The sequence below is a fragment of the Streptomyces collinus genome (assembly GCF_031348265.1).
Classification (GTDB): Bacteria; Actinomycetota; Actinomycetes; order Streptomycetales; family Streptomycetaceae; genus Streptomyces; species Streptomyces collinus.
On record NZ_CP133771.1, the window covers coordinates 7033892 to 7054400 of the forward strand.

The 20509-nt window shown below is 72.8% G+C and carries 18 protein-coding genes; 7 read left to right on the forward strand and 11 right to left on the reverse strand.

Annotated features, from left to right (window positions below):
• Positions 1–94 precede the first annotated feature (94 nt).
• The 3 genes from RFN52_RS31845 to RFN52_RS40135 all read left to right on the forward strand — a co-directional run bounded on the left by RFN52_RS31845 (position 95) and on the right by RFN52_RS40135 (position 3270).
• Entirely contained in the window at positions 95–1096 is a 1002-nt protein-coding gene (locus RFN52_RS31845) for a glycosyltransferase (protein WP_184851396.1), read from the forward strand.
• Positions 1093–1692, forward strand: coding sequence for a D-glycero-alpha-D-manno-heptose-1,7-bisphosphate 7-phosphatase (locus RFN52_RS31850; protein ID WP_184851398.1), 600 nt, complete (start codon positions 1093–1095; stop codon positions 1690–1692). Before RFN52_RS31845 ends, RFN52_RS31850 begins: the two co-directional genes overlap by 4 nt.
• Before the next feature lie 1224 nt (positions 1693–2916).
• Positions 2917–3270 carry a glycosyltransferase family 9 protein gene (locus RFN52_RS40135; RefSeq protein WP_374050188.1) on the forward strand — a complete coding sequence of 118 codons (354 nt, stop codon included), beginning with the start codon at positions 2917–2919 and terminating at the stop codon, positions 3268–3270.
• On the opposite strand, the gene RFN52_RS31860 is transcribed toward RFN52_RS40135, so the two are convergent.
• The 6 genes from RFN52_RS31860 to RFN52_RS31885 all read right to left on the reverse strand — a co-directional run bounded on the left by RFN52_RS31860 (position 3173) and on the right by RFN52_RS31885 (position 7554).
• Positions 3173–3493, reverse strand: coding sequence for a DUF3040 domain-containing protein (locus tag RFN52_RS31860; RefSeq protein ID WP_184851400.1), 321 nt, complete (start codon positions 3491–3493; stop codon positions 3173–3175). The two genes, RFN52_RS40135 and RFN52_RS31860, sit on opposite strands and share 98 nt — an antisense overlap.
• Before the next feature lie 127 nt (positions 3494–3620).
• On the reverse strand, positions 3621–4547 hold the full coding sequence (locus tag RFN52_RS31865) for a polysaccharide pyruvyl transferase family protein (protein ID WP_184851403.1): 927 nt from the start codon (positions 4545–4547) through the stop codon (positions 3621–3623).
• 61 nt (positions 4548–4608) lie between these two features.
• Positions 4609–6012, reverse strand: coding sequence for a family 43 glycosylhydrolase (locus RFN52_RS31870; protein ID WP_184854100.1), 1404 nt, complete (start codon positions 6010–6012; stop codon positions 4609–4611).
• Positions 6013–6231: 219 nt separating this feature from the next.
• On the reverse strand, positions 6232–7044 hold the full coding sequence (locus RFN52_RS31875) for a class I SAM-dependent methyltransferase (RefSeq protein WP_184851405.1): 813 nt from the start codon (positions 7042–7044) through the stop codon (positions 6232–6234).
• Positions 7045–7105: 61 nt separating this feature from the next.
• On the reverse strand, positions 7106–7339 hold the full coding sequence (locus RFN52_RS31880; RefSeq protein ID WP_311241094.1) for a substrate-binding domain-containing protein: 234 nt from the start codon (positions 7337–7339) through the stop codon (positions 7106–7108).
• Positions 7288–7554: a substrate-binding domain-containing protein gene (locus RFN52_RS31885; protein WP_311241095.1), complete on the reverse strand. Its 267-nt coding sequence runs from the start codon at positions 7552–7554 to the stop codon at positions 7288–7290. The genes RFN52_RS31880 and RFN52_RS31885 overlap by 52 nt, the downstream gene beginning before the upstream one ends.
• 60 nt (positions 7555–7614) lie before the next feature.
• On the opposite strand from RFN52_RS31885, the gene RFN52_RS31890 reads away from it, so the two are divergent.
• Positions 7615–8493, forward strand: a complete 879-nt coding sequence (locus RFN52_RS31890) for a helix-turn-helix domain-containing protein (RefSeq protein ID WP_184851407.1) — start codon at positions 7615–7617, stop codon at positions 8491–8493.
• Positions 8494–8554: 61 nt separating this feature from the next.
• Complete coding sequence (locus RFN52_RS31895) at positions 8555–9007, forward strand: VOC family protein (RefSeq protein ID WP_184851409.1); 453 nt, start codon at positions 8555–8557, stop codon at positions 9005–9007.
• A gap of 8 nt (positions 9008–9015) precedes the next feature.
• Here RFN52_RS31895 and RFN52_RS31900 read toward each other — a convergent pair whose 3' ends face one another.
• A complete protein-coding gene (locus RFN52_RS31900; RefSeq protein WP_184854101.1) occupies positions 9016–10545 on the reverse strand; it encodes an MFS transporter in 1530 nt (509 codons plus the stop codon).
• 300 nt (positions 10546–10845) lie between these two features.
• Here RFN52_RS31900 and RFN52_RS31905 point away from each other — a divergent pair, with 300 nt between their 5' ends.
• Positions 10846–12402 (forward strand): Re/Si-specific NAD(P)(+) transhydrogenase subunit alpha, encoded by a 1557-nt coding sequence (locus RFN52_RS31905; RefSeq protein ID WP_184851411.1) that lies wholly within the window; start codon positions 10846–10848, stop codon positions 12400–12402.
• Between the two features lie 6 nt (positions 12403–12408).
• Positions 12409–13842 (forward strand): Re/Si-specific NAD(P)(+) transhydrogenase subunit beta, encoded by a 1434-nt coding sequence (pntB, locus tag RFN52_RS31910; RefSeq protein WP_184851413.1) that lies wholly within the window; start codon positions 12409–12411, stop codon positions 13840–13842.
• Between the two features lie 68 nt (positions 13843–13910).
• Here the strand turns inward: pntB and argG are convergent, their stop codons facing one another.
• The 4 genes from argG to RFN52_RS31930 all read right to left on the reverse strand — a co-directional run bounded on the left by argG (position 13911) and on the right by RFN52_RS31930 (position 20436).
• The gene (gene argG / locus RFN52_RS31915; protein ID WP_184851415.1) at positions 13911–15365 is read right to left on the reverse strand and encodes an argininosuccinate synthase; all 1455 of its coding nucleotides are present in this window, start codon (positions 15363–15365) and stop codon (positions 13911–13913) included.
• A 93-nt stretch (positions 15366–15458) separates the two neighbouring features.
• Positions 15459–16454: a methylmalonyl Co-A mutase-associated GTPase MeaB gene (meaB, locus tag RFN52_RS31920; protein WP_184851417.1), complete on the reverse strand. Its 996-nt coding sequence runs from the start codon at positions 16452–16454 to the stop codon at positions 15459–15461.
• Positions 16451–18625 (reverse strand): methylmalonyl-CoA mutase, encoded by a 2175-nt coding sequence (gene scpA, locus RFN52_RS31925; RefSeq protein ID WP_184851419.1) that lies wholly within the window; start codon positions 18623–18625, stop codon positions 16451–16453. The genes meaB and scpA overlap by 4 nt, the downstream gene beginning before the upstream one ends.
• On the reverse strand, positions 18625–20436 hold the full coding sequence (locus tag RFN52_RS31930; RefSeq protein WP_184851421.1) for a methylmalonyl-CoA mutase family protein: 1812 nt from the start codon (positions 20434–20436) through the stop codon (positions 18625–18627). Before RFN52_RS31930 ends, scpA begins: the two co-directional genes overlap by 1 nt.
• Between the last annotated feature and the right edge of the window lie 73 nt (positions 20437–20509).

Sequence of the window (20509 nt, forward strand, 5' to 3'; positions counted from 1 at the left end):
CCCGGACGGCCCTGACCTGGTGTTTGAGGGAGCCGTACCGCGGCACTCGCCAGCACGGTAGTCCGCGCACGCCGCAGGAGGGAGGGCCGCACGCATGACCCCGTACGCCGTCGTGATCCCCACCCTCGTACCGGACACCCTCGCCGACTGTCTCGCCGCGCTCGCCGCGGCGACCGGACCGCACCCCGAGGAGATCGTCCTCGTCGACGACCGGACCGACCGCGAACCCGGGCGGTTGCAGCACCCGTTGAGCGTCCTCGGCGACCTGCGCGAGCGGACCACCGTGCTGGGCGGCGGCGGTCGTGGGCCCGCCGCCGCCCGCAACACCGGGCTGCGCGCCGTGAGTACGCCGTGGACCGTGTTCCTCGACGACGACGTACAGGTCGGGGCCCACTGGTGCGACCAGCTGGCCGAGGACCTCGCCGAGGCGTCCCACGACACCGCGGGCGTCCAGGGCGTCCTCGCCGTGCCGCTTCCCGGCGAACGCCGCCCCACCGACTGGGAACGCGGCACCGAGGGGCTCGTCCGGGCCCACTGGGTCACCGCCGACATGGCCTACCGCACGGAGGTCCTCAAGCAGGTCGGCGGCTTCGACGAACGCTTCCGCCGTGCCTTCCGCGAGGACGCCGACCTCGCGCTGCGCGTCCTCGACTCGGGCTGGCGCATCCGGCAGGGCCGCCGCACCACCCGCCACCCCGTGCGCTCCGCCTCCCGCTGGGCGTCCGTGCGACAGCAGCGCGGCAACGCCGACGACGCCCTGATGCGGCATCTGCACGGCCCCGACTGGTGGGACAAGGCCGTCGCGCCGCGCGGCCGGATCCGCACCCACGCGGCCATCACGACCGCCGGGGTCGCGGCCTGCGCCCTCGCCGCCTCCGGGCACGGCCGGGCCGCGACGGCCTGCGCGCTCGGCTGGGCGGCCGGCACGGCGGAGTTCGCCCGCGCCCGGATCGCCCCCGGTCCGCGCACCCGCCACGAGGTGACGACGATGCTGGCCACCAGCGTGCTCATCCCGCCCACCGCGACCTGGCACCGGCTGGCAGGTGCCTGGCGCCACCGTCACACCCCCGCCTGGCAGGAGGAGGCCACCCCGTGAGCCCGGTGAAGGCCGTGCTGTTCGACCGCGACGGCACGCTCGTCGAAGACGTCCCGGACACCGCCGACCCCGACCGTGTACGCCCGGTCGAGGGCGCCCGCGAGGCACTCGCCCTGCTGCGCGAGCACGGCATCCGCACCGGCGTCGTCACCGACCAGCCCGGCGTCGCCCGGGGGCTGCTCAGCGACGCGGACGTCCGCCGCGTCAACCACCGCGTCGACGAACTCCTCGGCCCCTTCGACGTGTTCGCCGTCTGCCCGCACGGCCCCGACGACGGCTGCCACTGCCGCAGGCCACAGCCCGGCATGCTGCTGTGGGCCGGCGGGCGGATCTGCACCGGCCCCGCCGAACTCGTCGTCATCGGCTCCACCGCCGCCGACGCGGAGGCCGCGCGCCGCGCGGGCGCCCACGGCATCCTCGTCCCGAACGGCCGCACCCGCCCCGAGGAGACCGCACGGGCCGACCACATCGCCCCGGACCTGCTCACCGCCGTACGAGCGGTGCTGGACGAACCGCCCCGGGGCCGCGTCCTCGCCGACGAACGCCCCATCCAGAGGGCGTTCACCTCCGGCCCTCAACCGGGCGGGCCCGCCTGACGGCTGCTGCGTAGGGGCTGTCGCCCGCTCCGACCCGGTGGCAGGTCGGGGCACCGCGCGGACTGCGACCGTTTGCTGACGTCGCTTCAGGTGCCCGTGGCCGCCGCCGCGGGGGCGGGGTAGTGGCCAGCACTGGTCTGGGTGCAGGGGTGCAGGGCGGGCCCGATCTGACCGCCGCGGTGCGGATCGGGCGGGTGCCCGTGTGGGGAGGGCCCCCGGACTCTTCCCGACTGCCCGCTGTGCGGGGCGCGGTCGGGCTTGGACAGGTGCCCGTGTCGGTCGGTGCGGCGCGGGGTCGTGGTCGGCCGGGGTGCCCACATAGCCGTGCCGGAGCCGTCACCCTCACCGGCCCGGGCAGAGAGGCGCTGCCCGTGCCGGGCGGCTCGTGCGTGGTGCTGGCCGGTACCGCACGGGGTCGTTTCCCCCCGGCCCCGCCCGGCCCGGCCCCGCCGCACCCGATGGGCGGGTCTGCGGCGGCGGATGCCGTGGGCGCGCGGCAGGCTGCCGGCATGACGGCCCCGGACCGGACGGCGCAGCCCGTACGACCCGCCTCCTCGTCCTGCGCGCCCTCGGGCTCGGGGACCTCCTCGCCGGTGTCCCCGCGCTGCGCGCCCTGCGGCGGGCCCACCCGGGGCACGGACTCGTGCCGGCCGCCCGCCCCGGACTCGCGCCGGTCGCGGAGGCCACGGGGGCCGTGGACCGGCTGCTGCCCGCCTCCGCCCTCCCCGGCCGGGCCGTCCCGCGCACCCTCGACTGGACCGGCCCGCCCCCCCGACATCGCCGTCGGCCTGCACGGCAACGGCCCGCCCAGCCACCGGCTGCTCCTTGTTCTGCGCCCCCTGAAGCCGCCACCCGGACCCGCCCAGGACCGACGGCCCGTCCTGGCACCCGGAGGAGCGCAAACGCTGCTGCGGGCGTACGGCATCGACGCCGATCCGGGCGATCTGCTGCTGCCCCGCCCGCGGGCCGCGTCCCCGGCGCCCGGTGCGGTCGTCCTGCACCCCGGCGCCGGGTCACCCGCGCGCTGCCGGCCCGTCGAGCGGTACGCTGCCGTCGCGGCCGGACTGCGCGACCGTGGCCTGCGGGTCGTGGTCACCGGCGGCCCGGCCGAGGGCGACCTGGTGGCCAGGCTCGCCAAGAGCGCCGGTCTGCCGGACACGGACGTGTCCGACGGCGGCCTGCCTCGTTCGAACTGCTGTCCGCTCTCGTGGCCGACGCCTCGCCGTGATCAGCGGCGATACCGGCATCGCCCACCTCGCGGTCGCCCACGGCACACGCTCGATCGCCCTGTCCGGCCCGGTCGCACCGAGCCGCTGGGGCCCGCCGGCCCAACGCGTCACCGCGCCCTGCGGTAGGGCCCGGAGGGCGACCCGCACGGCCGCCGGCCCGACCGGCTCTCCTGCGGGTCACCGTCGAGGACGTCCTCGGAGCCGTCGGCGAACTGCCCCACGCCCCGCGTCCGTAGAGGGCAGCGCCGTGCTCAGCCGTCGCAGCACCGGCACATCAGCCGGAACGCGGCGAACATCGTCAGGGGCCACAGCGCGGCGAACGCCCAGATCACACCCGGCTCGGACGTGACGATCCCGGCCACCATCAGCCCGGCCGACACCGCGAGCAGGAACACGACGGTCCGGACGCGGGGGCGGTAGGAGGCCAGTCGGGCCAGGACGCCGGCGGGGTCGGGGCGGCGGCTCACTCGGTGGGTGCGCAGCTTGCGGTCGAGGCGACGGTCGCGGCGCAGCGCGCGTTCCATCTCGTCGAGGATGCGCTGCTCGTTCTCGGGAAGTCGGCCGATGGACACGCTCTCTCCTTCCGGGCGGCCGGACCGTCTCTCCTCCCGAGGCGACGTGCGGCGGGGGAAGTACAGCCGGGGAAGTGGGGAAGCACAGCAGGGGACGTACAAGCGGGTGCCCCGTGGTGGCCCTCGGCTAACCGGGCACCGGCCGCGCCAGCGCCTCGACGAGCCGGTCCGCGCTGTCCGGCACGGAGCCCTCGCGGAACCCGTCGCGGATCTGCCGCGCGGTCACCCGGCCGCCGGTCAGGCACCAGTCCCACCAGCGGTCCAGCTGTCGCACGTCCAGCTGCTCGGCGGGCACCAGCGCGGGCCAGCCGCAGGCCCGGGCCTGCGCGGTCAGCTTGGCGCCGCCCGCGACCGGGTCGACGGCCAGCACCGGTGTGCCCACCCGCAGTGCGATCACCAGCCCGTGCAGCCGGTCGGTGACGACGAGGTCCAGCCGGGCCAGTACGGACTGCAGCTGTGCGGGCGTCGCGCTCAGATGCCAGTCGTGCGTGTCCAGCCGGGTCTCCAGCTCCAGCCGTCCGCAGTCCTTGGACGCCAGCCAGCGCGTCACCTCCTCGGCGACCTGCCCGTGCCGCCGCAGCTGCCCGTACTCGTGCTGCCCGTGCGCCAGGATCACCCCGACGACGGGCCGCGCGGGCACGTCGGGGGCGCGGGCCGCGAGGTCCTCCACCGGCTCGCTGTCCGGCCCGTCGCGGGGCAGCACCCGGTGGAAGCCGGTCACGGCCGCGCTGCCGGGGTCGATCACCGAGGTGCCCACGGCGATCCGCACGCAGTGCGCGAAGCGCCGGTGCAGCTCCTCCACCTGCGGTCCGTGCAGCGGGCCGCACACGAACACGAGGTGGGTGTAGTCCTCGGGCCACAGCCGGTCCAGATGCAGTGCCTCCGGACGGAAACGCGGACTCCAGGCGACGTCGTACGGGATGCCCGTCCCCAGAAGCACGTCCTCCACCCGGCGCAGGGCCAGCACGTCCCCGGCGGTCGCCTCCCGGTCCCGGAAGCTGAACCAGCCGGTGAGCAGCACCCTGCGCGGTCGCTTGCCCTGTTGTGTCTGCACAGGCCCTGAGTGCCCGCCTCTCGGCAAGACATTCAGGGCATTACGCGCATTTACCATGCGGTCACTGGGTGTAGAAGGTGGCGTCCGCCCGGTCGGTGGCGGTGCTCACCGCCTGCACGTTCAGCAGGTACTCCCAGTGGCGGACGTATCGCCCCGGGTAGTTGTACGACTCGTACGAAACGCCCGCCGGGTCCGCGAGTCCGGCGCGCTGCCGGAAGGTCGCGTCGGACGCGAACTGCGCACTGCCGTCGTTCTTCCGCAGCCACACCTCGAAGTTCTCGTGCCGCAGGTAGTAGCCGGGGAAGTTGGCCGACTCCAGCGACACCGTGCCGCTGCCGGCGAGGCCCGGCACGACGCGGAACTGCGAGTCGGCGAGCTTGGTGACGTTCGCCTCGATCCGGGCCCGGTAGTCGTAGTGCCGGACGAACCGGTCCGGGAAGTTGTACGAGGAGAAGCGCTGCGGGGTGACGCCGTCGGCCACCGGGATGCCGAAGTTCGGGGTGCCGTCGGCGTTCCAGTAGACCTTCTGCACGCGGGTGCGGCGGTTGGGGTCGTAGAGGGGGTCGCCGCTGATGTCCTTGTAGCTGCGGTCGTGGTAGACGAGGATGTCGCTCTTCCCGTCCTCGGACACCGTGAAGGAGTTGTGGCCCGGGCCGTACTGGCTGGTCGCGGCGCTGCTGGCGAACACCGGGGTGGGGTTCTTGCTCCAGGACGCCTGGCTGAGCAGGTCCGCGCTCGCGGAGGCGGTGAGCATGCCCAGGCAGTAGTTGGCGTCGGTGGCGCTCGCGGAGTACGTCATGAACACCTTGCCGCCGCGCTGGATCACGGCCGGGCCCTCGTTGACCTTGTAGCCGACGGTCTCCCAGGAGTAGGTGGGCCGCGACAGCATCACCGGAGTGCCGGTGATCGTCCAGGGGTTGGCCATCTTCGCCAGGTAGATGTCGGTGTTGTTGTTCACCGACGGGTCGCGCTGCGCCCAGGCCAGGTAGCGCACGCCGTTCACGACGAAGGTGGTGGCGTCCAGGGAGAAGCTCTCCCACTGGGTCCTGATCTGGCCCTTCTCGGTCCAGGTGGCGGTGAGCGGGTTGGCGCCGGTGCCCTCCAGGACGTACATCCGGATCGCCCAGATGTCCTCGGTGGCGCCGGCGGCGAAGTACACGTACCACTTGCCGTCGATGAAGTGGATCTCCGGCGCCCAGATGTGGGCGCCCATCACACCGCCGGCGTGCTTCGTCCAGATGGTCGTCTCGGGTGCCGTCTTCAGGCCCTGGATGGTGGTCGCCCGGCGCAGCACGATGCGGTCGTACTCGGGGACGGACGCGGTGAAGTAGTAGTAGCCGTCGGTGTGCTTGAAGATGTGCGGGTCGGCGCGCTTCTCCGCGATCGGGTTGGTGTACGTGACGGCGGGGGAGTCGGGCACGGCGGCCTGGGCGGGCGCTGACGCCAGGCAGGTGGCGAAGGCCATGAGGCCGGCCAGGAGCAGCCGAACGGCTATGCGTGTCAAGGGGTTCTCCAGCGGGTGATTCAGGGTGGGAACAAGCCGCCTCTGTCCGTCATTTCGAACGCAGTTCGTGAATTCGGCCAAGAAGTGGTCAGAAGATAAGGGCGCCTCTTACCGTCGTCAACGGTTCGCGCAGGCGTGACGCAGGAGGACGGCGAACGGCCCGGCCCCGGGGCGGCCGGGTCAGCCGGTGAAGCGGGCCGTTCCCGTGAGGATGCGTACGTCGAGGTCGGTGACCCCGGCCCTGGTGATCCGGGTGGTGAACTCGGTGCGCACCCGCTCCACTGCGGCCGGTGAGAGCCCGGTGAGCATCCCGCGCGTGCCGCTGCCGGTGGCGAGGACCCAGGCCGTGTCCGGGGACAGCGGAGTGTCGAACTGCCGCCGCACGACCCGGGGCACGCTGCCGCCGAGATCCCGGAGCCAGGCCGTAAGGGTGTCCGCGGTGTCGATCCGGGCGAGTTGGTCCCGCTGCGGCCGACGGGGGAGGTCGCGTTCCGTCAGGACGGCCTCCCGGAGCGCCGACTGCCAGCCGTCGAGCGCGCCCTTCTCCCAGACCGTCACGACGAACCGGCCGCCGGGGCGCACCTTCCGGGTCAGGGCCGCGGCGTCCCGGTCCATGTCCGGGAAGAAGAACACACCGAGGGCGCACTGCACGAGGTCGTAGCCGTCGCCGGTCACGGGCCACGAGGTGACGTCGTGGCGGTGGAAGCGGAGGTTGTCCAGGCCTTCCTCCCGCGCCCGCCGCTCGCCGATCGACAGCAGCCCGGCCGCGAGGTCCACGGCGTCCACCCGCCCCGCCGGACCCACGGCCCGTGCGGCCGGCAGCGCCGAAGCCCCCGCCCCGCAGCAGGCGTCCAGCACCGACTCGCCGGCGGCCGGGGCGGCCGCTTCGGCCGTGGCCGCCCCGACCGGGTCCCACAGCGCCCCGGACCAGCGGTGGAACTCCTCCGCTCCCGCGCTGAAGACGTCTCCGACGGTGTTCGCCCCGCTGGTCATACGGCCCCCTCGTGTCGGGCCGAGTGTAGGCAGGGCATCGGTCGGCCGGCCCTGATTTCCTTCAGTCCGGCGGTAGTTGGGGCTCGGGTCGTGGGGCGGGCGGCGGGGCGGTGGTGGTCCGGGGGATGACATGGGTCGGCAACACGAGGTGCCGTTCACGGTCCGCGCCCGGGTCGTCGATGAGGGACAAGGCCAGTTCACCGGCCTCCCGACCGATCCGCGACGGCGACTGGGCCACCGTGGTCAGATCGAACCACTGCGCGACCGGCTGGTCGTCGAAGCCGACGACCCACATCTGTCCGGGCACCTCGATCCCCGTCGCCGCAGCGTCCAGATCACGGCGACGGCCACCTCGTCCTGCTCGGCGAAGACCGCGGTGGGCGGCTCCCGCAGCCCGAGCAGCCGGCCGACCGCCTCGGCCGCACCCCGCTTGTCGCCCGCCGGGGTGGCGACCACCAGGTTCTGCTGGCCGGCGGCCCCGTCGAGGGCGGGGTGCTGGAGCCGGACCAAGCGGTGTGGCCGGCGGTGTAGCCCCCGCACCGGGGCGTCGCCCGGCCGTACGCTGGACCCATGACCCGTCCGGCCCGTCAGGCCCGTCCGGCCCGTCCGGCTTCCGCGGCGGAGCGGACGCCGGTCTCGCTGACCGTCCGGCCGTCGGCAGCGGCCCTGGCGCCGCTGATCGGCGCGATGGGCTGTGCCGAGGGGCGGTTCGCGCACACCGCCGAGCTGGCCCTGCCGACGGGCGGGGTGCAGCTGCTGGTCAACCTCGACGGGGACGCGCTGTCCTCCTCCCCGCTGCGGGGCCCGGACCGGCGGACCGGGGGCGCTGCCGTGCACGGCCCGTACACGCAGCCGGCCCTGATCGACCCGGCGCAGCAGCGGGCCGTCGTCTGGGTGGCGTTCCGGCCCGCGGGCGCCCGTCCTTTCCTCACCGCCCCGGTCTCCGCGGTCCGCGACGACCTGGTCGGCCTCGACGAGTTGTGGGGCACGGACGGGGCGGTGCTGCGCGAGCGGCTGCTGGAGGCCATGGCAGCGGGGGGCCCGCGGGCCGGGCTGCGGGAGCTGGAGGCGGCCCTGCTGGCCCGGGCGCGAGGCCCCCTGGAACCCGACCCGGCGGTCCGCCTCGCCGCCGTGCTGCTCGACCGCGGAACACCCGTCGCCGAGGTCGCCGACCGGCTGGGCTGGACCACCCGGCGGCTGGCCCGCCGCTGCACCGACCAGCTGGGACTCCCGCCCAAGCGGTACGCCCGCCTGCGCCGCTTCCAGCGGCTCCTCGGCCGCGTCAACGCCGGGCCGCGGCCGCCGGACTGGGCGGCGCTCGCCGCCGACTGCGGTTACCACGACCAGGCGCACCTGATCCACGAGTTCCGCGCGCTGGCCGGGATCACCCCGACCGCGTACGCGCCGCGCTCGCCGCTCGAACGCAACCACGTTCCGCTGGACGGGTGAACGGCCCCGGACCGGCCGATTCCTACAATCCACGATCCCCGGACCCGGCGATCGTGAAGGCATGACGAACACATCCGCACAGCAGACCGTCACCCGGCTCTACGCCCGGCTCGTCGTCCCCGACGCGCCCCGGGCGATCGACTTCTACCGGGCCGCCCTCGGCGCCGAGGAGACCGAGCGGTACACCGGCCCCGACGGGAGGATCGTGCACGCCCTGCTGCGCCTCGGCGGCTCGGTCGTCGCGGTCAAGGACGCCGACGAGGGCGACCCGGCACCGGCGTCCCTCGGCGGCAGCCCGGTGATCATGGCTCTCGACGTGTCCGACGCCGACGCCGTGGCCGAGGCCATGCTGCGGGGCGGGGCGACCGTGGTGTACCCCGTCGCCGACCAGCACTACGGGCAGCGCGGGGGCCGTCTCGCCGACCCGTTCGGCCACCTCTGGATGATCTCCCAGACGATCGAGGACCTGACGCCCGAGCAGATCCAGGCGCGTACGGACGAGTTGTCCACCTGAGGGCGGTGTCAGCGGGCCTGCCCGGCCGGTTCCTCCACCTTCGCGTCCGCGTCCACCTTGCCGCCCGGGTGGCGCAGCGCGCACAGGTAGCCGATGCCCAGGGCGATGGCCATGCCGTAGAACACCCACTGGTTGGCCTCGGCGAAGTCCATGCGGATCGCGGACATCGACTCCCGGGTCGCCTCGGCGGCGGGGCCGGTGCCGGTGGGCGGCTGGGAGTCGCCGCTGCCGGTGATCGACTCGGTGACGTCGCGGGCCACGGTGTCCGCGTCCGCGGCGGACATGCCCTTGCCCGTCAGGGTGCCCACCACCTTGTCCGTCGTCACATGGGTCAGGATCGTGCCGTAGACGGCCATGCCGACGCTCGCCGCGTAGTTGCGCACGGTCTGGGTGATGCCGGTGACCTCGCCGTACGAGGCGCCGATGGCCCGGTTGACGGCATCGGTGGAGGCCGGTGCCAGGACGAAGCCGATGCCGGCCCCGGCCAGGGCCGCGTAGGGCCACTGGTCGTGCATGGACAGGTCGGTGAGCTTGTTCGCCCACAGGGCGAAGCCGACGCAGCCCACGGCCGTGCCCAGCTTCAGGGCCGGGCGGGCGCCCTTCTTGTCGAGGATCCGGCCGCCCCACTGCGAGGCGACGGCGAAACCGACGAAGAAGTACAGCAGGAACAGGGCCGCCTGGTTCGGTGAGGCACTCAGGGACACCTGGGCGTAGACGGAGGTGAAGAAGAACAGCGGGACGAAGGCGAGCATCGAGAAGAACAGCACCGCCGCGTCCATGGTGAACGCCTTGTCCCGGAAGACCCGCAGGTCGATCAGCGGATGCTCCACCTGTCGCTCGAAACGGACGAATCCGGCGAGGATCGCGAGGCCGCCCGCGATGCACACCCAGGTCGCCCAGCTGTCCCAGCCCCAGGACCAGGCCTGCTGGAACCCGAGCACGCTCAGGCCCATGCCGGCCGCGATCAGGGCGGCGCCCGGGACGTCCAGGGTGCCGGAGCGCCGCCGGTCGGAGATGTGCGCCATGGCCGTGAGGACCAGCGCCACGATCGCCACGGGCACGTTGACCCAGAACACCGCCCGCCAGGTCCAGTTCGTGAGCCAGCCGCCCAGCAGCGGGCCGATGGCGGTCAGTGCGCCGGTCACCCCGAAGAACAGCGCGAGGGCACGCCCGCGCCGCTCGACCGGGAACACCGCGACCACCACGGCCAGGGCCGCGGGGAACAGCAGTGCCGCCCCCAGCCCCTGGGTGGCGCGGAAGATGATCAGCCAGGCCTGTGCGGCGCCGCCCTCGGGCACACAGCCGCACAGCACCGAGGAGACGACGAACACCAGCGTGCCGATGACGACGACCCGGCGCGGCCCGTAGAGGTCGGCGAGGCGCCCGCCGAGGGCGAAGAACGCCGCGAGGGCCAGCAGATAGGCGTTGACCACCCACTGCATACCGGAGGACGACAGCCCCAGTTCGCGGACGATGTCCGGGGCCGCGATCGACACGATGGTCTGGTCGATGAAGGTCATGGCGACGGCGAACATCATCGCCGCCAGCGCGACAGTCTGCTGCGGTGCGGATCGAGAGGGGGTCGCGGCCTCGCCGCCCCCCGGGCGCGTGCTGCTCACGACATCAGTCTGCGCCCGGCGGTGGCATGTCGCATCACAGGACTCTTTCCGTCCCGGGGGTCACACTGATACCCCCGAAACGCTCTCGCGGCAACCCCTGTGCGGTGTGAGGACGGCCTCCTCGGCCATGTGACCACGGCCCGCCACGGATGCCGCGTCGAACGTGCAGGATGCGGGCACCAAGGAGGACAGGCAGTCGAACGACGGGAGAGGCACACGATGGTCCCAGCGGAACCGCAACCTCAGCGGATCGGCGTACCGGCCGAATCCACTGCGGGCGAGACCAGGGTGGCGGCCACGCCGGCCACCGTGGGGAGACTTGTCGCGCTCGGGTACGACGTGGTGGTCGAACCGGGAGCGGGAGCGTCGTCCCGGTTCTCCGACGCGGCCTACCGGGAGGCGGGCGCCGAACTCGGCGACCCGTGGCAGGCGGAGATCGTGCTGAAGGTCAACGCCCCCTCGGCTGAGGAGGCCGGCCGGCTGCGCGAGGGGGCGACGCTGATCGCGCTCATCAGCCCGGCCCTCAACCCGGAGTTGGTGGAGGAGTTGGCGCGGCGGCCGGTCACCGTGCTGGCGATGGACGCGGTGCCGCGCATTTCGCGGGCCCAGTCGCTGGACGTGCTCAGCTCGATGGCGAACATCGCCGGCTACCGGGCGGTGGTCGAGGCGGCGCACGCCTTCGGCCGCTTCTTCACCGGCCAGGTGACTGCTGCGGGCAAGGTGCCCCCGGCGAAGGTGCTGGTGGCCGGCGCGGGCGTGGCCGGGCTGGCGGCGATCGGCGCGGCCCGCAGCCTCGGCGCCGTGGTGCGTGCGACGGACCCGCGTCCGGAGGTTGCCGAGCAGGTGCGCTCGCTGGGCGGGGAGTTCCTGACGGTGACCGCCGAGCAGGAGGTGAGCACCGACGGGTACGCCAAGGCCACCTCGGAGGATTACAACCGGCTCGCCGCGCAGCTTTACGCCGAGCAGGCCGCTGATGTCGACATCATCGTCACCACCGCGCTCATCCCGGGCCGTCCCGCCCCGAAGCTGATCACCGCCGAGGACGTGGCGCGTATGAAGCCCGGCAGCGTGATCGTCGACATGGCGGCCTCCCAGGGCGGCAACGTCGAGGGCACGGTCGCGGGGAAGGCGGTCGTCACCGACAACGACGTGACGATCATCGGCTACACCGATCTGCCCGGCCGGCTGCCCGCCCAGGCCTCGCAGTTGTACGGCACGAACATCGTCAACCTGATGAAGCTGCTCACCCCGGGCAAGGACGGCCGGCTCGTCCTCGACTTCGACGACGTGGTGCAGCGCTCGATCACGGTGGTCCGCGAGGGTGAGAAGACCTGGCCGCCGCCCCCGGTCCAGGTGTCGGCCGCGCCCGCCCCGGCCGGGGCGAAGGAGCCGGAGGCGGCCCCTGCCGGGACACCGGTGAAGACCGCCCGCCCCGCTTGGTCCTCCTACGCCCTGGTCGCCGCCGGAGCGCTCGCGCTGTTCCTGGTGACGGCTTTCTCGCCGAGTGAACTCCTCGGCCACTTCACGGTGTTCGTTCTCGCGATCGTCATCGGTTTCTATGTCATCGGCAACGTGCACCATGCGCTGCACACGCCGCTGATGTCGGTGACCAACGCCATCTCCGGCATCGTGGTGGTCGGCGCGCTGCTGCAGATCGGGCAGGGCGACACCGCCGTGACCGTGCTGTCGTTCGCCGCGATCCTGCTGGCGAGCATCAACATCTTCGGCGGATTCGCCGTGACCCGCCGCATGCTCGGCATGTTCTCGAAGGGCTGATCAGGGATGACCACAGACACGGCCGCTCAGGCCGCCTACGTCGTCGCGGCGCTGCTGTTCATCCTCAGCCTCGCCGGGCTTTCCCAGCACAAGACGTCCCGCTCGGGAGTCGTCTGGGGCATCGCGGGCATGGTCGTGGCGCTGGCCGCCACGGTCGGGCTCGCCTCGCGCAGCATCACCACGACCGGGCTCGTGCTGATCGCCGTCGCCACCGCTGTGGGTGCGGGGATCGGGCTGTGGCGGGCGCGGGTGGTGGAGATGACCGGCATGCCGGAGCTGATCGCCATCATGCACAGCCTCGTCGGCCTCGCCGCCGCGTTCGTCGGCTGGAACGGCTACCTGGACGTGGACGCCGAACTGTCCGGTTCGCTGCTGGCGATCCATCACGCCGAGGTGTTCATCGGGGTGTTCATCGGCGCCGTCACCTTCACGGGTTCCGTCGTCGCGTACCTGAAGCTGTCGGCCCGCATCAACTCCCGTCCGCTCACGCTGCCCGGCAAGCACGTCCTCAACATCGGCGCACTCGTGGCCTTCGTGGGGCTCACGGCGGCGTTCGTGGCCCGCCCCGGCATGGGCCTGCTCATCGCGGTCACCGTGATCGCGCTCGCCCTCGGCGCGCACCTGGTCGCCTCCATCGGCGGCGGTGACATGCCGGTGGTCGTCTCCATGCTCAACAGCTACTCCGGCTGGGCCGCCGCGGCCTCGGGGTTCCTGCTCGCCAACAACCTGCTCATCGTCACCGGCGCGCTGGTCGGCTCCTCCGGCGCTTACCTGTCGTACATCATGTGCAAGGCGATGAACCGCTCGTTCATCTCGGTCATCGCGGGTGGTTTCGGGACCCCGGCGGCGGCCGCCGAGGAGGGCGAGCAGGGCGAGCACCGGGAGATCAACGCCGAGGAGACCGCGGAACTCCTGGGCAACGCCACCTCGGTGATCATCACCCCGGGCTATGGCATGGCCGTCGCCCAGGCCCAGTACCCGGTGGCCGAGCTGGCGCGCAAGCTGCGCGAGCGGGGCGTCGAGGTGCGCTTCGGTATCCATCCGGTGGCCGGCCGGCTGCCCGGGCACATGAACGTGCTGCTCGCCGAGGCGAACGTGCCCTACGACATCGTCCTGGAGATGGACGAGATCAACGACGACTTCGCCGCGACCTCGGTCGTGCTGGTCATCGGCGCCAACGACACGGTCAACCCGGCCGCCACCGACAACCCCACCAGCCCCATCGCCGGCATGCCGGTGCTGCACGTGTGGGAGTCGTCCAACGTGATCGTCTTCAAGCGGTCCATGGCCGCCGGCTACGCAGGCGTGCAGAACCCGCTGTTCTTCCGCGAGAACACCCAGATGCTCTTCGGCGACGCCAAGCAGCGCGTCGAGGACATCCTGCGCGGCCTCGACGCCCTGGACACACCGGTACCGGCCATGGCCGGCACGTCGCGCTGAGCCGCCGACCGAACGCCGGAAGGCCGGCCCGACATTCCGTCGGGCCGGCCTTCCGCTGTGCCGTGGGGTCAGTCCGTGCCGGACTCCATCGCCGCCCGGTCCAGCCAGGCGTCCTCCTCCGAGACCTCGCCCCGGGAGGCGATGGCCTGGGCGCCGCCCTGCGGCAGTTCCGGCATGGTGCCGATCAGCCCGGTCGCGGCGGCCTGGGAGGCGCCGATGGTGGGGCTGCCGGTGCCGATCAGGCCGATGCCGGCGTACTGCTCCAGCTTGGCGCGCGAGTCGGCGATGTCGAGGTTGCGCATGGTGAGCTGGCCGATGCGGTCCACCGGGCCGAACGCGGAGTCCTCGGTGCGCTCCATGGACAGCTTGTCCGGGTGGTAGCTGAACGCCGGGCCCGTGGTGTCGAGGATCGAGTAGTCCTCGCCGCGCCGCAGCCGCAGTGTCACCTCGCCGGTGACGGCGGCGCCGACCCAGCGCTGCAGCGACTCGCGGATCATCAGCGCCTGCGGGTCCAGCCAGCGGCCCTCGTACATCAGCCGGCCCAGGCGCCGTCCCTCGGCGTGGTACTGGGCGAGGGTGTCCTCGTTGTGGATGGCGTTGACGAGGCGCTCGTAGGCGGCGTGCAGCAGGGCCATGCCCGGGGCCTCGTAGATGCCGCGGCTCTTGGCCTCGATGATCCGGTTCTCGATCTGGTCCGACATGCCGAGGCCGTGCCGGCCGCCGATGGCGTTGGCCTCCATGACCAGGTCGACGGGGGAGGCGAACTCCTTGCCGTTGACCGACACCGGGCGGCCCTCGAAGAAGCCGATCGTCACGTCCTCGGCGGCGATCTCGACCGACGGGTCCCAGAACCGGACGCCCATGATCGGCTCGACCGTCTCGACGCCGGTGTCCAGGTGCTCCAGCGTCTTGGCCTCGTGGGTGGCGCCCCAGATGTTGGCGTCCGTGGAGTACGCCTTCTCCGTGCTGTCCCGGTAGGGCAGGCCGTGGGCCAGCAGCCACTCCGACATTTCCTTGCGGCCGCCGAGCTCGGTCACGAAGGCCGCGTCGAGCCAGGGCTTGTAGATCCGCAGGTGCGGGTTGGCGAGCAGGCCGTAGCGGTAGAACCGCTCGATGTCGTTGCCCTTGAAGGTCGAGCCGTCGCCCCAGATCTGGACGTCGTCCTCCAGCATGGCCCGCACCAGCAGCGTGCCGGTGACGGCGCGGCCGAGCGGGGTGGTGTTGAAGTACGCCCGCCCGCCCGAGCGGATGTGGAACGCGCCGCAGGTCAGCGCGGCCAGGCCCTCCTCGACCAGCGCGGCACGGCAGTCGACCAGGCGCGCGATCTCGGCACCGTAGGTCTTCGCACGGCCGGGCACCGAGGCGATGTCGGGCTCGTCGTACTGGCCGATGTCGGCGGTGTAGGTGCACGGGACGGCGCCCTTGTCGCGCATCCACGCGACCGCGACGGAGGTGTCGAGACCGCCCGAGAAGGCGATGCCGACGCGTTCGCCGGCGGGCAGGGAGGTGAGGACCTTGGACATAGAAAGAGTATGTATCACTTTGCATAGTCATGCAAGCCGGGTATGCGAAGTCGCCGTTCCGGTTGCTTCCGGTGCTGCCGGGTGCCGTCCGGCTCAGGAACTCGCTGCCTCGGAGCCGCCGCCCAGCGCGCCGAGGATCCGCTCGGCGGCCAGCGTCGGGGTGAGCTCGCCCTCCCGGACCCGCTGCTCCAGCACGGGCGCCAGGGCCCGTACCGCAGGGTCGGCCTGCAGACGGCCGAGGAGTTCGTCGCGGACCATGGTCCAGGTCCAGTCGACCTGCTGGTCGCGGCGCTTGGCGGTGAGGCGGCCGGTGGAGTCCAGCAGCGTGCGGTGCTGCTCCAGGCGCTCCCACAGCGTGTCCAGGCCGGTCGCCTCACGGGCGCTGCAGTGCAGCACCGGCGGGGTCCAGAACGCGTCCTTGCCGTGCATCAGCCGCAGTGCGCCCGCCAGTTCGCGCGCCGCGGCCCGGGCGTCCCGCTCGTGCGGCCCGTCCGCCTTGTTGACGGCGATCACGTCGGCCAGCTCCAGGACGCCCTTCTTGATGCCCTGGAGCTGGTCGCCCGTGCGCGCGAGGGTGAGCAGCAGGAACGTGTCGACCATGTTCGCGACCGCGGTCTCGGACTGGCCGACGCCGACCGTCTCGACCAGGATCACGTCGTAGCCGGCCGCCTCCATCACCACGATCGACTCGCGGGTGGCCTTGGCGACCCCGCCCAGTGTGCCGGCCGTGGGGGAGGGGCGCACGAAGGCCGCCGGGTCCACTGCCAGGCGCTCCATCCGGGTCTTGTCACCCAGGATGGAACCGCCCGTACGGCTGGAGGAGGGATCCACGGCCAGGACCGCCACCCGGTGCCCGAGCGAGGTCAGCAGCGTGCCGAAGGCGTCGATGAACGTCGACTTGCCCACGCCCGGCACCCCGCTGACGCCGATCCGCCGGGCCCGGCCGCTGTGCGGCAGCAGCGCGGTCAGCAGCTCCTGGGCCAGCGCCCGGTGCTGGGGCCGCGTCGACTCGACGAGCGTGATGGCACGGGCGATGATCGCCCGCTTCCCGTCGAGCACGCCCTTCACATACGCGTCGACATCGATCACAGGTCGTGCCCGAGACCGTCCGACAGCCGCTGCACCAGGTCGTACGCCGCGTCCGGGATCACCGTCCCGGGCGGGAAGACCGCCGCCGCACCCATCTCCAGCAGCGTCGGCACGTCCTGCGGCGGGATCACACCGCCGACCACGACCATGATGTCCTCGCGCCCCTCCTCGGCCAGCGCCTCGCGCAGCGCCGGGACCAGGGTGAGGTGACCGGCCGCGAGCGACGAGACGCCGACGATGTGCACGTCCGCCTCGACGGCCTGCCGGGCCACCTCGGCCGGCGTCTGGAACAGCGGGCCGACGTCCACGTCGAAACCGAGGTCGGCGAAGGCCGTGGCGATCACCTTCTGGCCGCGGTCATGGCCGTCCTGGCCCATCTTGGCGACCAGGATGCGCGGGCGGCGGCCCTCGGCCTCCTCGAAGGCGGACACCAGGGTGCGCGTGCGGTCCACGCTCGGGGACTCTCCGGTTTCGTTGCGGTACACGCCGGAGATCGTACGGATCTGGCTCGCGTGCCGGCCGTACACCTTCTCCAGGGCGTCGGAGATCTCCCCGACCGTGGCCTTCGCGCGGGCCGCGTGCACGGCCAGCTCCAGCAGGTTGCCCTCGCCGCCGGCGGCCCGGGTCAGCGCGTCCAGCGCGTCCTGGCAGGCCCGCTCGTCCCGCTCCGCGCGCAGCCGTCGCAGCTTCTCGATCTGCTGCGCCCGCACGGAGGAGTTGTCGACCTTCAGGACGTCGATCTGCTCGTCGGTCTCCACCCGGTACTTGTTGACGCCGATGACCGGCTGGCGGCCCGAGTCGATCCGGGCCTGGGTGCGGGCCGCGGCCTCCTCGATGCGCAGCTTCGGGATGCCCGCGTCGATGGCCTTGGCCATGCCGCCCGCGGCCTCGACCTCCTCGATGTGCTGCCAGGCCCGCCGGGCCAGGTCGTACGTCAGCTTCTCCACGTAGGCGCTGCCGCCCCACGGGTCGATCACCCGGGTCGTGCCGGACTCCTGCTGGAGCAGCAGCTGCGTGTTGCGGGCGATGCGCGCCGAGAAGTCGGTCGGCAGCGCGAGCGCCTCGTCGAGGGCGTTGGTGTGCAGCGACTGCGTGTGCCCCTGCGTCGCCGCCATGGCCTCGACACAGGTGCGCGTCACGTTGTTGAAGACGTCCTGCGCGGTCAGCGACCAGCCCGAGGTCTGCGAATGGGTGCGCAGGGACAGCGACTTGGCGTTCTGCGGGTCGAACTGCTTCACCAGCTTCGCCCACAGCAGGCGCGCCGCCCGCAGCTTGGCGACCTCCATGAAGAAGTTCATGCCGATCGCCCAGAAGAACGACAGCCGGGGCGCGAACGCGTCCACGTCCAGGCCGGCCTCACGGCCCGCCCGGATGTACTCCACGCCGTCCGCGAGCGTGTACGCCAGCTCCAGGTCGGCCGTCGCACCCGCCTCCTGGATGTGGTACCCGGAGATGGAGATGGAGTTGTAGCGCGGCATCCGCTGCGAGGTGTAGGCGAAGATGTCGGAGATGATCCGCATCGACGGCTTCGGCGGATAGATGTAGGTGTTGCGGACCATGAACTCCTTCAGAATGTCGTTCTGAATGGTTCCGGCCAGCTTCTCGGGCGGTACGCCCTGCTCCTCCGCCGCCACGATGTAGAGCGCCAGCACCGGCAGCACGGCGCCGTTCATCGTCATCGACACGGTCATCTTGTCCAGCGGGATCCCGTCGAACAGCTGCCGCATGTCGTAGATCGAGTCGATCGCCACGCCCGCCATGCCGACGTCACCGGTCACCCGCGGGTGGTCGCTGTCGTAACCGCGGTGCGTGGGCAGGTCGAAGGCGACCGACAGGCCCTTCTGTCCGGCCGCGAGATTGCGCCGGTAGAAGGCGTTGGACTCCTCGGCCGTCGAGAAGCCTGCGTACTGGCGGATCGTCCAGGGCTGGTTGACGTACATCGTCGGGTACGGGCCGCGCAGATACGGCGCGGCGCCCGGGTACGTCTCCAGGAAGTCCAGGCCCTCCAGGTCGCGGCCGGTGTAGAGCGGCTTGACGGCGATGCCCTCCGGGGTCTCCCAGAGCAGGTCGTCCCCGCCGGACGCGTTCTTGACCGCCGCACGCCACTCGTCGGCGCCGCCGTCGGGGGCCGGGGTGCCCAGCTCGATCCCGGAGAAGTCGGGGATTGCCATCAGGACACAACTCCCATGCGGTCGAGGGTGGCGGACAGCACGGCGACGGCGTCACAGCCCGCGAACACGTACGCGTCGACACCGGGGTACTCCCCGGGACGGCCCGCGAGGAACACATGCCGGGCACCGGCGGCCTTCAGGTCCCGGACGGCGGCCTCGGCCTGCTCCGCGTACAGCGCGTCGCTGGAGCACAGCACGGCCTCCGCCGCACCGCTCTCCTCGAAGGTGCCGTCCGTGACCGGCTCGATGCCGCCGGCCTGGAAGAGGTTCGAGGCGAAGGTGAGACGTGCGGTGTGAGCCGCGGCCGGGCCCAGCGCGGCGAGGAACACCCGCGGCCGGGAGCCGGTCGCCGCGAGGTGGGCGTCGGAGCGGGCGCGCAGCGCCTCGTACGCCTCGTCACGCCGTACGCGCGGCAGGCCGCCGGAACGCGGCTCGGGCGCGCTCGCGCGGACCACCGGCTTCTCCGCGAGGAACGGGAACTCGCTGACACCGGTGACGGGTTCGCGCCGCTTGGCCAGCAGGCCCGCGCGGGCCTGCCAGGTCTCGGCGAGATCGCGCTCCAGGTCGCCCGAGCGCAGGGCGGCCGCCTGGCCGCCGATCCGCTCGATCCGCTGGAAGAACTCCCAGCCCGCGTGGGCGAGTTCGTCCGTGAGCCGCTCCACGTACCAGGAGCCGCCCGCCGGGTCGATCACCCGGGCGAGGTGCGACTCCTCGATGAGGATCGTGGAGGTGTTGCGGGCGATCCGGCGCGCGAAGGCGTCCGGCAGGCCGAGGGCGTGGTCGAAGGGCAGCACGGTGACCGCGTCGGCCCCGCCCGCGCCGGCGGCCAGCGTGGCGATCGTCGAGCGCAGCATGTTCACCCACGGGTCGCGGCGCGTCATCATCACCGGCGACGTCACGACGTGCTGGAGCTGCGCCCCCGCGCGCGGCGCCCCGCAGGCCTCGGCCACCCGGGCCCACAGCCGGCGCGCGGCCCGCAGCTTGGCGATCGTCAGGAACTGGTCGGCGGTCGCCGCGTACCGGAACTCCAGCTGCGCACAGGCCTGTTCGACACTGAGCCCGGCGCCGGTCAGCTCCCGCAGGTACGCCACCGCGGTGGCCAGCGAGCAGCCCAGCTCCTGGGCGGCCGAACCCCCGGCCTCGTGGTACGGCAGCGCGTCCACCGTCAGTGCCCGCAGCCCCGGGTACCCCTCGGCGCACAGCCGCGCGAGTCCGGCCGCCGGCGCGACGTCGCCCCGCTGCCCGCTGCGGGCCTCCTGGCCGAGCGGGTCCGCGCCCAGGTTGCCGCGCGCCCGCTCCGGGGCGACACCGCGCTCCTCGTACAGGCGCAGCAACTCCCGCGCGGCGGGCTCGGTGTCGGGCCCGGCGTCGAGGACGACCGGGGCGAGGTCGAGATGAACCCCGTCGAGCACCCGGCCGAGCTCCGGCACCGGGATGCCGGAGCCGCCCACGCCCAGCCAGAGGGAGGTGACGCCGTTCTCCAGGTCCGTCAGCACCGGGCCGCCGTCGGTCACCGTGTGCCGCTGCCGTACGTCCCAGCCGCCGAGGGTGTTCCCCTCGGCCCGGCCGCCGCGCACAAAAGGCGCGAACCCGGGCAGGCCCGGCTCCGGCGCGGAGTCACGGGCGGTGTAGAGAGGGCGGGTGCGCAACCCGTCCTCCAGGGCGGTGGACAGGGCTTCCTCGGCCTCGGCGCCCTCCACGTCCTTGCCCGACTTGCGCAGGACACCCGCCACAAGGCGCTGCCACTGCTCATGGGGCACGTCAGGGAATTCGCCGGCCAGCTCAAGCCCGTCGTCAGGCAGGACCGTCATGCTCGGATGCTAGGTCACGGACACGAAGGAGCAGCAGTGGGCACGGCTGTGACCTTTCCCTCGCCGAGAATGT